The sequence below is a fragment of the Pseudomonas donghuensis genome, from assembly GCF_000696345.2.
Lineage (GTDB): Bacteria > Pseudomonadota > Gammaproteobacteria > Pseudomonadales > Pseudomonadaceae > Aquipseudomonas > Aquipseudomonas donghuensis.
This window is the reverse complement of the sequence record NZ_CP071706.1, coordinates 237,148-251,953: the sequence shown is the minus strand read 5'-3', so window position 1 is coordinate 251,953 and position 14,806 is coordinate 237,148. Positions and strand designations below refer to the sequence as shown.

13 protein-coding genes and 1 pseudogene are annotated in these 14,806 nt (G+C 62.0%); 9 read left to right on the top strand and 5 right to left on the bottom strand.

Annotation, left to right across the window (positions count from 1 at the left end):
* Positions 1–57: 57 nt before the first annotated feature.
* The 8 genes from BV82_RS01230 (at position 58) to BV82_RS01195 (ending at position 8,787) form a co-directional block, all read left to right on the top strand.
* Positions 58–825, top strand: a complete 768-nt coding sequence (locus BV82_RS01230) for a TerC family protein (RefSeq protein ID WP_036995322.1) — start codon at positions 58–60, stop codon at positions 823–825.
* 215 nt (positions 826–1,040) lie between these two features.
* Positions 1,041–2,699 carry a Na/Pi cotransporter family protein gene (locus tag BV82_RS01225; protein ID WP_010222598.1) on the top strand — a complete coding sequence of 553 codons (1,659 nt, stop codon included), beginning with the start codon at positions 1,041–1,043 and terminating at the stop codon, positions 2,697–2,699.
* Between the two features lie 37 nt (positions 2,700–2,736).
* Positions 2,737–4,110: a M16 family metallopeptidase gene (locus BV82_RS01220; protein WP_036995320.1), complete on the top strand. Its 1,374-nt coding sequence runs from the start codon at positions 2,737–2,739 to the stop codon at positions 4,108–4,110.
* A 113-nt stretch (positions 4,111–4,223) separates the two neighbouring features.
* Entirely contained in the window at positions 4,224–5,243 is a 1,020-nt protein-coding gene (locus tag BV82_RS01215) for a DUF5924 family protein (protein WP_010222601.1), read from the top strand.
* A gap of 38 nt (positions 5,244–5,281) precedes the next feature.
* Complete coding sequence (locus BV82_RS01210) at positions 5,282–6,427, top strand: ABC transporter permease (RefSeq protein WP_036995319.1); 1,146 nt, start codon at positions 5,282–5,284, stop codon at positions 6,425–6,427.
* Positions 6,428–6,456: 29 nt separating this feature from the next.
* The gene (locus BV82_RS01205; RefSeq protein WP_374045291.1) at positions 6,457–7,227 is read left to right on the top strand and encodes an ABC transporter ATP-binding protein; all 771 of its coding nucleotides are present in this window, start codon (positions 6,457–6,459) and stop codon (positions 7,225–7,227) included.
* Position 7,228: 1 nt separating this feature from the next.
* The gene (locus BV82_RS01200; protein WP_036995318.1) at positions 7,229–8,167 is read left to right on the top strand and encodes an MlaD family protein; all 939 of its coding nucleotides are present in this window, start codon (positions 7,229–7,231) and stop codon (positions 8,165–8,167) included.
* The gene (locus tag BV82_RS01195) at positions 8,164–8,787 is read left to right on the top strand and encodes an ABC-type transport auxiliary lipoprotein family protein (protein ID WP_036995317.1); all 624 of its coding nucleotides are present in this window, start codon (positions 8,164–8,166) and stop codon (positions 8,785–8,787) included. Before BV82_RS01200 ends, BV82_RS01195 begins: the two co-directional genes overlap by 4 nt.
* Here the strand turns inward: BV82_RS01195 and BV82_RS01190 are convergent.
* From BV82_RS01190 to BV82_RS01175, 5 genes and pseudogenes are all read right to left on the bottom strand, one after another.
* Positions 8,769–9,998 (bottom strand): nucleoside recognition domain-containing protein, encoded by a 1,230-nt coding sequence (locus BV82_RS01190; RefSeq protein WP_036995316.1) that lies wholly within the window; start codon positions 9,996–9,998, stop codon positions 8,769–8,771. The two genes, BV82_RS01195 and BV82_RS01190, sit on opposite strands and share 19 nt — an antisense overlap.
* 191 nt (positions 9,999–10,189) lie before the next feature.
* The gene (gltP, locus tag BV82_RS01185; protein WP_036995315.1) at positions 10,190–11,521 is read right to left on the bottom strand and encodes a glutamate/aspartate:proton symporter GltP; all 1,332 of its coding nucleotides are present in this window, start codon (positions 11,519–11,521) and stop codon (positions 10,190–10,192) included.
* A 746-nt stretch (positions 11,522–12,267) separates the two neighbouring features.
* Positions 12,268–12,390 (bottom strand): annotated as a pseudogene (locus BV82_RS26830) (inhibitor of vertebrate lysozyme family protein); the annotation flags it as partial.
* Positions 12,391–12,520: 130 nt separating this feature from the next.
* Positions 12,521–12,685 (bottom strand): DUF1328 domain-containing protein, encoded by a 165-nt coding sequence (locus BV82_RS01180; RefSeq protein WP_010222609.1) that lies wholly within the window; start codon positions 12,683–12,685, stop codon positions 12,521–12,523.
* Positions 12,686–12,730: 45 nt separating this feature from the next.
* Positions 12,731–13,015: a hypothetical protein gene (locus tag BV82_RS01175; RefSeq protein WP_036995313.1), complete on the bottom strand. Its 285-nt coding sequence runs from the start codon at positions 13,013–13,015 to the stop codon at positions 12,731–12,733.
* Positions 13,016–13,456: 441 nt separating this feature from the next.
* Here BV82_RS01175 and algB point away from each other — a divergent pair, with 441 nt between their 5' ends.
* A complete protein-coding gene (gene algB / locus BV82_RS01170; protein WP_036995312.1) occupies positions 13,457–14,803 on the top strand; it encodes a sigma-54-dependent response regulator transcription factor AlgB in 1,347 nt (448 codons plus the stop codon).
* The last annotated feature ends 3 nt before the right edge of the window (positions 14,804–14,806 follow it).

Sequence of the window (14,806 nt, the reverse complement as noted above, 5' to 3'; positions counted from 1 at the left end):
CCGTAGCCGCGCCCCATTGCCTGGGGCGCTCTGCTTACATCGTTCGAAGGAATACACATGGAATGGCTGACCAGCCCAGAGATCTGGGTTGCCTTTTTTACTCTGACGGCGCTTGAGATCGTTCTCGGTATCGACAACATCATCATGATCTCGATCCTGGTCAGCCGCATGCCCAAGCACATGCAACAGCGCACCCGGATCTTCGGCCTGGCACTGGCCATGGTCACCCGGATCCTGCTGCTGCTGTCGATCACCTGGGTAATGCGCCTGACCGCCGATCTGTTCGTAGTGTTCGACCAGGGCATTTCCGGGCGCGACCTGATCCTGTTCTTCGGCGGCCTGTTCCTCTTGTGGAAAAGCTCTCAGGAGATCTACCACGGCCTGGAAGGTGAAGACGAAACCAGCGACGAGCCAGGCGGCGCCGGCGGCAAGTTCTTCTACACCATCATCCAGATCGCGATCATCGACATCGTCTTCTCCCTCGACTCGGTGATCACTGCCGTGGGCATGGTTTCCCACGTACCGGTGATGATCGCCGCGATTATCGTCGCCGTGCTGGTGATGATGCTGTGCGCCGGCGCCATCAGTAACTTCATCGACAAGCACCCGTCGCTGAAGATGCTCGCCCTGTCGTTCCTGATCGTGGTCGGTACCGTGCTGATCGCCGAAGCCTTCGACGTACACGTACCGAAAGGCTACGTCTACTTCGCCATGGCGTTCTCGCTGGCAGTCGAAGCGATCAACATCAAGATGCGCACGGCCATGGCCAAGAAGAAGCAACAGAGCGATCCGGTGAAACTTCGCAAGGACATTCCGGGTCAGTAATCCCGGTGCTGTTGAAAAGGGCCCTGCGGGGCCCTTTTTTCATTAAGCGCCATGACAGTTTTGTTTCAAAGGCTGCCGTGGCTATGCGATGCTGGCGCCACGGCCGTTGGCCGACTACAGCTTAAGTGAGCACTGGGAAAAACCGCCTGGTAGCAGGACAGGCTCACAGCATTATCCATTTGCCCCGCTGGGGCGCATTACAGGGGGCCTTTTCAATGCTGACCCTGCTCAATCTGCTTTCCGCCGTGGCGTTGCTGATCTGGGGCACGCACATCGTGCGTACCGGTATCTTGCGGGTGTATGGCTCAAACCTGCGTCGGGTACTGAGCCAGAACATGTCCAAGCGGCCGCTGGCGTTTGTCGCCGGTATCCTGGTGACGGCAATGGTGCAAAGCAGCAACGCCACGGCGATGCTGGTGACCTCGTTCGTTGGCCAGAGCCTGATGGGCCTGACCCCAGCGCTGGCGATCATGCTCGGCGCCGATGTCGGTACGGCACTGATGGCGCGGGTGCTGACGTTTGATCTGTCGTGGCTGTCGCCGCTGCTGATATTTCTCGGGGTGATTTTCTTCCTTTCCCGCAAGCAGACCCGCGCCGGCCAACTGGGCCGCGTCGGTATCGGCCTGGGCCTGATCATCCTCGCCCTGCAGTTGATCGTCGAAGCGGCAGCGCCGATCACCCATGCCCAGGGCGTGAAAGTGCTGTTCGCCTCACTGACCGGCGATATCCTCCTCGATGCCCTGGTCGGCGCCTTGTTTGCGCTGATTTCCTACTCAAGCCTTGCCGCCGTGCTGCTCACCGCAACCCTGGCCGGCGCCGAGCTGATCAGCCTGCCGGTGGCCATCGGCCTGGTGATCGGCGCCAACATCGGCAGCGGCCTGCTGGCCTTTCTCAGCACCAGCATGCAAAACGCCGCCGGCCGCCAAGTGGCGCTGGGCAGTTTGCTGTACAAGCTGATCGGCCTGGTGCTGATCATCCCAGTGCTGCATCCGCTGGTGGCGTGGATGGACAGCCTGAGCCTCAGCCCACAAGAGCTGGTGATCGGCTTTCACCTGCTCTACAACACCCTGCGCTGCCTGATCTTGTTGCCCACGGTTGCCCCGATGGGGCGTCTGTGCGGCTGGCTGCTGCCCGAGCGCGAAGAAGCCAACGGCCGAGCCCGCCCACGGCACCTGGATGCCACCGCACTGACCACGCCCAGCCTGGCCCTGGCCAACGCGGTGCGCGAAACCCTGCGCATGGGCGACCTGGTCGACAGCATGCTCGATGCCATGCTCAATGTGCTGCGCGGTACCCAGACCGCCATGACCCAGCAAATGCGCGGCCTCAACGAAGACGTCGAGGCCCTGTACAACGCCATCAAACTGTACCTGGCGCAGATGCCGCGCGAAGACCTCAGCGAGCAGGACAGCCGGCGCTGGGCCGAAATTATCGAGCTTGCAATCAACCTCAAGCTGGCCAGCGACCTGATCGAGCGCATGCTGCGCAAGGTTCAGCAGCAGAAGACCTCCCAGCGCCGGGAGTTTTCCGACGTTGGCCTGGAAGAACTCACCGGTCTGCACAGCCAGTTGCTGGCCAATCTGCGCCTGGGCCTTTCAGTGTTTCTCAGCGCCGACCCGGAAAGCGCCCGCCAGCTGCTGCGGGAAAAACGCCGCTTCCGCGCCCAGGAACGGCGCCTGGCCCACGCCCATGTCAGCCGACTGCAACGTAAAGTGGTGCAAAGTATCGAGACCAGCTCGTTGCACCTGGAACTGATCGCCGACATGAAACGATTGAACTCCTTGTTCTGCAGCAGTGCCTATGTCGTATTGGGCGGTTCCGATACCGGCGGCCTACTGCTCGACAGTGTGCCGGACGACGCCCATTCACCCTGATCGCTTGACCCCAAGAACTCCCGCAAGGAAGCTCGCCATGCGTTGCCTGATATTCATTTGCCTGCTGCTGGGCTGCGTGCCCGGCTTTGCCCTCGACCGCTCCCAGGTCGAAGGCTACCTGCTGCCCAACGGCCTGCAGGTAGTACTCAAGTCAGGTTATGAACGCAACCATGTGTCGATCCGCCTGGTGGTGGGTGTCGGCTTCGATGACTTCCCGTGCGAGCGCCAGGAGTTGCCCCACCTGCTCGAACACTTGCTGTTCAGTGGTATCGACGACCGCGGCGAGGGTGGCCTGGAAGAACGCATGCAGGCGCTGGGCGGGGAGTGGAACGCCTACACCAGCAGCGCCGATACCACCTTCGTCATCGAAGCGCCGGCGCGCAACCAGCGCAAGGTGCTCGACCTGCTGCTGGCCATGATCAACGACACCCGGATCGATGAAAAAGCCCTGGAACTGTCCAAGCGCATCGTCGAACGCGAAGACGGTGGCCATTACTCCCACCTGCAACGCTGGCTCGACCGCCAGGACCTCGGCCACCGCGCCAGCGACCAGTTGGCGGTGGAACTGGGGCTCAAGTGCGCCGAGCGCTCCTCCATCGAGGACATGACCCTGGAGGAGGTCAACGACCTGCGCCAGCACTGGTACGCCGCCAACAACATGACCCTGATCGTCGTTGGCGGCCTCGACCGCCTGCTACCGGCCTACCTGGAGCGCACCTATGGCGAGCTGCCCGCGGTCGAGCCAGGTGAGCGGCGGGTGCTTGACGGCGTTACCCACAAAGCCGAACCCCGCCGGGAACTGACCCGCGGCTGGCTGGGCGACAGCGCACGCTTGCACTGGCTGTTCCTGGAGCCGGTGCTGGACCATGACCATGGTCAGACCTACGACCTGCTGCAGCGCTATCTGGACTGGGCGCTGTATGACGAGTTGCGGCTCAGGCACGGCTTTTCCTATGGCCCGTCCAGCCAGCGCGAAAGCTTTGGTGACACCGGGTTGATGGCGCTCAATGCCGACCTGGACCGTGCCGATGTCGATGCCGCCGAGCAGGCCCTGGCCGCCATGCTTGAGCGCTTGCGCAAGGATGGCCTGGACCCGGTCACCTTCCAGCGCATCAAGCAGGCTGCCATCGACCGCGAAACCTGGGCCACGCAGGGCGATAGCGCCTTGGCTGATTATTACTGGGGGGCCCTGAACAGCTACAGCGACGGGCGCTTTACTGATCCGGGGCGGGCGTTGCGCAGGATCAGCCTCGACGATGCCAACCGGGCCCTGAAGCAGTTGCTGGCCGAACCTGGCTATGTGCGGATCGAGAAGCCGCTGCTCAGTTATGACGAGCTGTATGGATGGGTGGCGCTGGCGGTGGCGGTGTTGTTGGCCGGGGTGCTGATCTGGGGGCGGCGCCGCCGCTAGAACCGATCAGCAAGGCTTTGCCCTAGATGGGTGGGCGCCCGCAGTAACAGCACAAGGCCAGCTCAAACCAGAGTATCCTGTGCCAGTTTTTACCTGACCTTGCGAACACCTTCATGCCTCTCTACCTCCAGCGCCTGATCGAGCTGATCAAGCGCTACCCCGGGGTCATCGCCCTCGGCGGTTTCATCTCCGGTGTCGGCAGCTTCATCCTGGTCGATCGCCAGGAAAGCCTGGCCAGCTGGATTGCCATCGTCATGCTCATCAGCTGGATCTGGCTGATGATGGAGAACACCTTCACCAAGGTCTTTGCCAAGGTCTTCAAGCGCGAAATTCCCCAACCGCTGCTGCGCTACGCGACGCAGATGATCCACCAGGAAAGCCTGTTCTTCGTCTTGCCGTTCTTCTTCGTGACCACCACCTGGAACAGCGGCCAACTGGTGTTTACCGGCATCCTGGCCGCCGCCGGGCTGATCTCGATTATCGACCCGCTGTACTACAAGTGGCTGGCCCCACGGCGCTGGCTGTACCTGGCGCTGCACACCCTGACCCTGTTCGCCGCGCTGCTCACCGCGCTGCCGATCATCCTGCACCTGACCACCTCGCAAAGCTTCAAGCTGGCCCTGGGCATCGCCATGTTGCTGTCGTTCCCGAGCCTGGCCAGCAGCTTCCCGATCAGCCACTGGCGCCGAGGCCTGATGCTGGTGGTAATGACCCTGGCGGTCGGCGCCGGCGGCTGGATGCTGCGTTCCTGGGTACCGCCGGCAACGCTGTGGATGGCCGAAGTGGCGGTCAGCACCCAAGTCGAGAACCGCACCCCGGGCAACAGCCTTAAGCAGATCAACGCCAGTGAAATACGCGCTGGCCTCTACGCGTTTACCGCCATCAATGCCCCTCGCGGGCTGAACGAGCGGATCTATCATGTCTGGCAGTTCGAGGGCAAAGAGGTCGACCGCATCGCCCTGGATATCCACGGCGGGCGCAAGGAAGGCTACCGCGCCTGGACCCACAAGCAGAACTTCCCCGGCAACCCGGTGGGGCGCTGGCAGGTGCGGGTGCTGACCGAAGACGGCCAGGTCATCGGTGTGCTGCGCTTTCGGGTGGTTGACGATGGTCAAGCGCCCGCAGCCGAGTAACGCTATGCTCTGAGGCTGCGAACCGTTGGTCGGACAGCATGGAGCCTATGACTACACACGCTAGCGCCACCCTGGATACTGCAAGCAGCCCGCCACGGCTGCACATCGCCGGTGACTGGACCCTGGCCAACTACGCCAGCCTCAAGCGCAGCAGCGACAGCCTGGTGGGCCAGTACGATTCGTCCACCGAAGTCGACCTCGACCAGCTCGGCAAACTGGACACCGCCGGAGCGGCGTTGCTGGTCGAGCTGCTCGGCGCCGAGCGCCTGGCGCGGCTGACCGAAACCGCCACGCACCTGCCCGCCGCCAGCCAGGCATTGCTCAAGACCGTGTATTGCTCGGTGCAGGACTTCTGCATCCCGGAAAAACAGACCGAATGCTCGGTGCTGATTCAACTGCTCAGCCGTATCGGCCGTGCGGTCGACACCCTGTGGCAAGACACCCAGCAGATCCTCGGCTTCGTCGGCCTGATCCTGCAAACCCTGTTCCTGCGCCTGTTCCAGCCTAAGCGCTGGCGGGTTACCTCGGTGGTCGCGCATATCGAACAGACCGGCCTGGACGCCGCGCCCATCGTCGCTTTGCTGACCTTCCTGGTCGGTGCGGTGGTGGCCTTTCTCGGCGCCACGGTACTGGCCAGCTTTGGTGCCAGCATCTTTACCGTCGACCTGGTGGCATTCTCGTTCCTGCGGGAGTTCGGCGTGCTGCTGACCGCGATTCTGATGGCCGGACGCACCGCCAGTGCCTTTACCGCGCAAATCGGCTCGATGAAAGCCAATGAAGAGATCGATGCCATCCGCACCCTGGGCCTCGATCCGGTGGAACTGCTGGTGGTGCCACGGGTGCTGGCGCTGCTGATCGCGCTACCGTTGCTGACCTTTGTCGCCATGCTCTGCGGCATTATCGGCGGGGCGGTGGTCTGCGCGCTGTCGCTGGGTATCTCGCCGGCGATGTTCCTGTCGCTGCTGCAAAGCGATATTGGTGTGCAGCACTTTCTGGTCGGGCTGGTCAAAGCACCGTTCTTTGCGTTCTTGATCGCCGCCATCGGTTGCCTGGAAGGCTTCAAGGTCAGCGGCAGCGCCGAATCGGTCGGCGCCCACACCACCTCCAGCGTGGTGCAGTCGATCTTCGTGGTGATCGTTCTGGATGCCGTGGCGGCGCTGTTCTTCATGGAGATGGGCTGGTGAACGAAGCCAACAGCAACGCCCGCAAGGCGGTGATCGAAGCCCGTGGCATCTGCAACCGCTTCGGCACCCAGAGCGTGCACGAGCAACTCGACCTGGACCTGTACCGCGGCGAGATCCTCGCCGTGGTAGGCGGCTCGGGCAGCGGCAAGTCGGTGTTGCTGCGCAGCATCGTCGGCCTGCGCCGGCCCAATGAAGGCCAGGTGCAGGTGTTCGGCCAGGACCTGAGCAGCGCCAGCGACGAGCAGCGTTCGCGGGTCGAGCGGCGGTTCGGCGTGCTGTTCCAGAAGGGCGCATTGTTCTCCTCGCTGACCGTCACCGAGAACGTCGCCTTGCCGCTGATCGAGCACGCGGGCCTTAGCCGCGCCGATGCCGAGCACCTGGCCGGGGTCAAGCTGGCCCTGGCCGGATTGCCGATTTCCGCAGCAGATAAATACCCCTCATCGCTGTCCGGCGGGATGATCAAGCGCGCGGCATTGGCCCGGGCGCTGGCCCTGGACCCGGACATCCTGTTTCTCGACGAACCCACTGCCGGCCTCGATCCGATTGGCGCGGCGGCCTTCGACCAGCTCATCCTGACCCTGCGCGACGCCCTGGGCCTGAGCGTGTTCCTGATTACCCACGACCTGGACACCCTCTACACCATCACCGACCGCGTCGCCGTGCTGTCGCAAAAGAAGGTGCTGGTGGCCGGGCCCATTGCCCAGGTCGAAGACACCGACGACGCCTGGATTCACGACTACTTTCATGGCCCGCGTGGCCGCGCGGCGTACCAGGCCGCTACAGCGCCCAAGGAGCTCTGAGATGGAAACCCGTGCACATCATGTCCTGATCGGCCTGGTCACCGTGCTGGTGGTGGCGGGCGCCATGCTGTTCGGCCTGTGGCTGACCAAATCCAGCGTCGACAGCACCTTCAAGGACTACGAAGTGGTATTCAACGAAGCCGTTTCCGGGTTGTCCCGGGGCAGTTCGGTGCAGTACAGCGGCATCAAGGTCGGCGACGTCACCAGCCTGCGCCTTGACCCCAATGATCCGCGCCGGGTACTGGCCCAGGTGCGCCTGAGCGCCGATACCCCCATCAAGGAGGACACTCAGGCCAAACTGACCCTCACCGGCATCACCGGCACCTCGTTCATCCAGCTCAGCGGTGGTACGCCGCAAAGCCCGGAGCTCAAGGGCAAGGATGGCAAGCTGCCCGTGATCATCGCCTCGCCGTCGCCGATTGCCCGCTTGCTGGATGACGGCAGCGACCTGATGACCAACATCAACGCCCTGGTGCACAACGCCAACGCATTGTTCTCCCAGGACAACGTCGCCCGCCTGAGCAACACCCTGAACAACCTCGAACAGACCACCGGGGCTTTCAACGACCAGCGGGGCGACATTCGCGAGGCCATCCAGCAACTGGCCCAGGTCGGCAAGCAGGCCGGGGCCATGCTCGAGCAGACCAGCGAACTGATGCGCAACGCCAACGGCCTGCTCAGCAACCAGGGCAAGCAGATGTTCGGCAGCGCAGAGCAAGCCATGCAGTCGCTGGCGCAAAGCACCGCGACCATCAACAGCCTGCTCAATGACAACCGCGAAGCCATCGACGGCGGTGCCCAGGGTTTCAATCAACTGGCGCCGGCAATCCGCGAGCTGCGCGATACCCTGACTTCGCTCAAGGCCATCTCTCAACGCCTGGAAGCCAACCCCAGCGGCTACCTGCTGGGCCGTGACAAAAACAAGGAGTTCGAGCCATGATCCGTACCTGCCGCTACCTTGCCCTGGCCACCGCGCTGAGCCTGAGCAGTGCCTGCTCGATCCTGCCCCAGGCCGAGCCTGCCGACGTCTACCGTCTGCCTTCGGCGCAAAGCACCCGGACTGTGACGCAAAGCGCGCTGTGGTCGCTGCGGGTGAACAAGCCGATCGCCAGCGAAGCCTTGAACAGCCCACGTATCGCCGTAGTGCCGCAAGGCAACCAGATCAGCAGCTACAAGGGCGCACGCTGGAGCGACCCGGCGCCAACCCTGCTGCGCAACCGCATGCTCGATGCCTTCCAGCGGGATGGCCGGGTACAGCGCCTCAGTGCCGACGACAGCAACCTGCAAAGCGACTATGAAATTGCTGGCGAGCTGCAGGCGTTCCAGAGCGAGTACAGCGCCGACGGCCTGGTCGTGGTGGTCCGCTATGACGCCCGCCTGGTGCAGGGCCGCAGCCAGCGCATCCTCGCCAGCCGGCGCTTTGAGGTACGCCAGCCGCTAAGCGACAAACAGGTTTCAGCGGTGGTCAACGGCTTTGGCACGGCCAGTGACCAGTTGATGAAACAACTGGTCGATTGGACGGTGAGCCAGGCTAGCCAGCTTCAGGCGAAGAACCAGTAGCAGACGAAGATTGCCGAGACCACCCCGGCCAGCTCCGCCAACAGGGCGCAGCCCACCGCATGGCGGGCGCGCTGGATACCGACGGCGCCGAAGTACACCGCCAGCACGTAGAAGGTGGTTTCGGTACTGCCCTGGATAGTTGCCGCCACCAGGGCCGGGAAACTGTCCACGCCGTGGGTCTGCATGGTTTCAATCAGCATCGCCCGCGCTGCGCTGCCGGAGAACGGTTTGACCAGCGCCGTCGGCAGGCCTTCGACGAAGCGGGTATCCCAGCCCAGCCACTCGACCGCATGGCGGATGCCATCCAGGGCCAGCTCCAGGGCCCCTGAGGCGCGTAGCACGCCGACCGCGCAAAGCATGGCAACCAGATAGGGCAACAGGCTCTTGGCGACGTCAAAGCCCTCCTTGGCGCCTTCTACGAAGGTTTCATAGACCTTCACCCGCTTCAGCGCGCCGATCACCAGGAAGACGATGATCAGGCCGAACAGGGTCAGGTTGCCGAGAATCGACGACAGGCCCGCCAGCGCAGTGGCCGACAGGGTGCCGAGAAACGCCATGAAACCGCCCAACAGCAAAGCGCCGGGAATCAGGTAAGCCAGCACCACCGGGTCCCACAGGCGCAGGCGCTGCATCACAGCCACCGACAGCAGGCCGACCAGGGTCGAGCCACTGGTGGCGAGCAGGATCGGCAGGAACACCAGGGTTGGGTCCATCGCTCCTTGCTGGGCGCGGTACATGAAAATGGTCACCGGCAGCAGGGTCAGCGACGAGGCATTGAGCACCAGGAAGAGGATTTGCGCGTTGCTGGCGGTAGTCGAGCTGGGGTTGAGCTCCTGTAGCGCACGCATGGCCTTGAGGCCGATAGGCGTGGCGGCATTGTCCAGGCCCAGGCCATTGGCGGCGAAGTTGAGGGTGATCAGGCCCAGGGCCGGGTGGCCGGGCGGGACTTCCGGCATCAGGCGGGCGAACAACGGGCCGAGGACCTTGGCCAGCCATTCGACCACGCCGGCCTTTTCGGCGATCTTGAGAAAACCGAGCCACAGGGTCAGGGTGCCGAACAGCAGGACCATGACCTCGACCGAGAGCTTGGCCATGGCAAAGATGCTCTCAACCATTGCCGCGAAGATCCCGGCGTTACCGCCCACCAGCCATTGCACCAGCGCCGAGACGGCAGCGACAATGAAAAATCCAAGCCAAAGGCCGTTGAGCATCCGTTGTTCCCCCCAAAGATGGCGCAAATGATAGCGGGCCGGGTTGGCTTCGCGCCATAAACCTTGATGTTTGTAACGCCCTCATCGCGGGTCAAGCCCGCTCCCGCACTGTAGGAGCGGGCTTGACCTGCGATTGGGCCAACAAAAAAGCCCCGACCAGGTCGGGGCTTTTCGTGCAGCCAGGTTGGCGCTTACTTGCTGGCAGGCTTGCCAGCCGGTACGGCTTCCTTGCTGCGCCAGTGCGGCAGCGAGTTCCAGTAGCGCTGACCCTTGGCGTCGTCGTACATGCCTTCCCAACGCGCGATAACCAGGACCGCCAGGGCGTTGCCGATCACGTTCAGGGCGGTACGGGCCATGTCCATGATACGGTCGACACCGGCGATGAAGGCCAGGCCTTCCAGCGGGATGCCAACGCTGCCCAGGGTGGCCAGCAAGACCACGAAGGACACGCCCGGGACACCCGCGATGCCTTTGGAGGTGACCATCAGGGTCAGCACCAGCAGCAGCTGCTGGCTCAGCGACAGGTCGATACCGTACAGCTGGGCGATGAAAATTGCCGCGATGCTCTGGTACAGGGTCGAACCGTCAAGGTTGAACGAGTAGCCGGTCGGTACCACGAAGCTGCAGATGGCTTTCGGCGCACCGTAGGCTTCCATCTTCTCGATCACGCGCGGCAGCACGGTCTCGGAGCTGGCGGTGGAGTAGGCCAGGACCAGTTCGTCCTTGAAGATACGCATCAGCTTGATCACCGAGAAGCCGAACAGGCGGGCAACCAGGCCGAGGACCATGAAGGCGAAGAAGGCGATGGCGAAGTACACCAGCAGCACCAGCTTGGCCAGCGGCAGCAGCGAGGCGAAGCCGAAGTTGGCGACGGTCACGGCGATCAGCGCGAACACACCGATTGGCGCGTAGTTCATGATCATGTGAGTGACCTTGAACATGGCTTCGGAGACGCCCTGGAAAGTTTTCACCAGCGGGTCGCGGATCTCTGCCTGCAGGCTCGACAGGCCAAGGCCGAACAGCACCGAGAAGAAAATGATCGGCAGCATCTCACCGCGCATCAGCGCTGCAAAGATGTTCGACGGGATCAGGTTGAGGATGGTCTCGATGAACGCATGCTCATGCTGGACTTCGGCCGCCGTAGCCTGGTACTTGGAGATATCGACGGTACCCAGGGTGCTCATGTCGATGCCGGCGCCCGGGTGGAACAGGTTGGCCAGCACCAGACCGACGACGATGGCGATAGTGGTCACCACCTCGAAATAGATAATGGTCTTGAGGCCGATACTGCCGAGTTTTTTCGCGTCGCCAACCCCGGCGATCCCCACGATCAGCGACGAAATCACGATCGGGATGACGATCATCTTGATCAGGCGAATGAAGATGTCACCCGCAGGTTGCAAGACGTTGCTGATCCACCATGCCTTTTCTGCACTGAAATGGTTCAGTAAAGCGCCGATTGCAATCCCCAGTACCAGACCGATGAGGATCTGCCAGGCGAGGCTTAGCTTTGCCTTCTTCATGTCGTTACCTTTTCTTCAGGTGGAAACGGCCACCAGACGGATAACCGCGACCCAGAGCCATTGCCAGCGATCCGCATCGTTTTTGTTATCTGCCGATGACATCGTAAAAGGTCACCGCAAGCGAGCGTAATAACGCTCAGGCCAGCGAAAAAAGGCGCAACTATTCCGACGTGGGGGGGCTCCGTCTAATGCCGTAAACGACTACCCCATGCCGAATCGGCATGAGGTTTATCGGCCAAAACGTACGTCACAATGGGTCATTCGTCGGCCGTTCGGAATTCCGACGATGGCCAAAGCGCCATAATCCGGCCGATATAGAGGTATCCACCTGCGGGTCAAACGCCCTTGTTCGACAATCCGAATGCGTGAAATTGCTGCGACTTTGGTAGCGCGCAGGGGTGAAAAAATATCGATGTACGGTCGGGCAAAAATATGCGTCGACAGCTTCGGTAGGAAAAACGAATTTGTTGCGAGGGAAAGGCGCTTGCCTCAAAGAGTGCTACGGAAGTCCGGTCGGACACCTCTGCCTGAAGGCAGTTGTCCGACCCGCAACTTCCGTTACCGCTTCACCTGACCCGGCCCTCATCGGAGGTACTCCCTGTACCCCTAGGCCCCTCCGATCCTGAAACAATCAGAGCAGCCCGGCCCCCTGGTCATACACCTGCCTTCCTCGGGCGGTGCAGCATAGAAGCCTGAAATGGAAAAAGGTTCAGCCTCTATATATGTACCAAGGTGTGAGCAGCGCCTCAGTACCTGTTCGGATCACGCTTGAGTTGCTCCTTGAGCAGGGCTTGCCTGCCTTCGTCCCAACTGAAGGCAACGATCAGGCGTTGGTTCAGGCACTTCTGCCCGGACTCGCACAACGGCCCGCCCCGTGGAACTGTCCCTTGGCAGCGGACGCCAAGAATCTGGTTGGCCCGAACCTGGCCGCCATTGCCGCTGCGCTGCCACCCATCATCAGAACGGCAACCAGGGCTCTGCCTAGCGTTGTGCTCATACTCAGCCCCTACCGCGGCGACCAAAGAAGAAGGACACCACGAACAGCACCAGGAAGATAATGAACAGAATCTTCGCGATGCCAGTAGCGGCGCCGGCGATACCACCGAAGCCCAGCACGGCAGCGACAATGGCGATAATCAGGAAGGTAATGGCCCAACTCAACATGGTGATTCTCCTTGCTGTTTTTCGAAGAAGTCCTTGGGCGTTCGCTCAGAACACCCAGCGATCTCGTGGGGCAGCGGTGTCAACAACGGCTGCAGTGGTCCCTGGCGAAGACAGTGCGACCCGGGCCTGCAGCGGCGCAACCGAGCGTTGCGCCTGAACCTGCGCCACCATTGCCGCCTGGGCAGCGAGCTGCTCGGCACTGCGCGCGGTTTCCCAGCTGTTATAGAGCTGCCCGGCAATCAGGGTCAGCAGCAACGCCAGGCTGAAGAACAGGCTCTGGCGCAGTTGAAGCGAAGAAACCTGCATTAGGGTGGCGGGGTAGCGGTTCATGCCGTGCTCCTCCTGCTGCGTTTATTGCTGACTTTGATGTAGTCATTGCAGCCTGCATGCCAGCCCTTGAAACGATTTTTTATCTTTAAAAATCAGATAGTTAAATAAAATTATCGATATCAACCGAAACGTATCCTGCACGATCGGGCTCAAGCGTTCGTGCGTTTTGCATGATCAGCCCTGCACCTTGTCGTTGATTCAGGCGTCACTGTGCGGCGGATTGGTAACCAGAGCGCCTTGGCTTCGGCGCTGCAGCCCAACGGCAGCAGCAGGACGCCCGCCACAGCGCCTTCCCGGCAAGCAATCGGTGATTTTTCAGTGGGTTAGATAACTGCTGGGCGAGGCACTACCATGCAGGTAACGGAATGAATCAGAATGAACCATGCAACTTGCCCGATTTTTCCGACACTAACCTAGATCATTCTTAAAGGAGCGTAGGAAATGGAGCCAGCTCAGGAGCATCAAGGCCGTATTCTGCTGGTCGACGATGAGTCCGCCATCCTGCGAACCTTCCGTTACTGTCTTGAAGATGAAGGCTACAGCGTTGCCACTGCCAACAGTGCGGCGCAGGCCGAAACCCTGCTGCAACGGCAAGTCTTCGATCTGTGTTTCCTCGACCTGCGCCTGGGCGAAGACAATGGTCTGGATGTACTGGCGCAAATGCGTATTCAAGCGCCATGGATGCGCGTGGTGATCGTCACTGCGCATTCGGCGGTCGACACTGCCGTTGACGCAATCCGGGCCGGCGCCGCCGATTACCTGGTCAAGCCCTGCAGCCCGGACCAGCTGCGTCTGGCCACCGCCAAGCAACTGGAGGTACGCCAGCTGTCGGCGCGTCTTGAAGCGCTGGAAGGTGAAGTACGCAAACCCAAGGACGGCCTCGACTCGCACAGCCCGGCCATGATGGTGGTGCTGGAAACCGCCCGCCAGGTTGCCAGCACCGACGCCAACATCCTCATTCTCGGTGAATCCGGTACCGGTAAAGGCGAGCTGGCCCGCGCCATTCACGGCTGGAGCAAGCGCGCACGCAAGGCCTGCGTCACCATCAACTGCCCGTCGCTGACCACCGAGCTGATGGAAAGCGAGTTGTTCGGCCACAGCCGCGGCGCCTTTACCGGCGCCAGCGAAAGCACCCTGGGCCGGGTCAACCAGGCCGACGGCGGTACCTTGTTCCTCGACGAAATCGGCGATTTCCCGCTGCCCCTGCAACCCAAACTGCTGCGTTTTATCCAGGACAAGGAATACGAACGCGTCGGCGATCCAGTCACCCGCCGCGCCGATGTGCGAATCCTGGCCGCAACCAACCTCAACCTCGAGGATATGGTCCGCGAAGGACGCTTCCGTGAAGACCTGCTGTACCGTCTGAATGTCATCACCCTGCACCTGCCACCGCTTCGCGAACGCAGCGAAGACATCCTCACCCTGGCCGATCGCTTCCTCGCCCGCTTCGTCAAGGAGTACTCGCGCCCGGCACGGGCGTTCAGCGACGACGCCCGCGCCGCGCTGCTCAACTACCGCTGGCCAGGCAATATTCGTGAACTGCGCAACGTGGTCGAACGAGCCAGCATCATCTGTGCCCAGGAGCGCGTCGAGATCAGCCACCTGGGCATGGCCGAACAGCCGGCCAGCAACGCCCCGCGCATTGGCGCGGCGCTGAGCCTGGATGAACTGGAACGTGCCCATATCGGCGCGGTGCTGGCCACCAGCGAAACCCTCGACCAGGCCGCCAAGACCCTGGGTATTGATGCCTCGACCCTATACCGCAAGCGCAAGCAGTACAACTTATGAAAC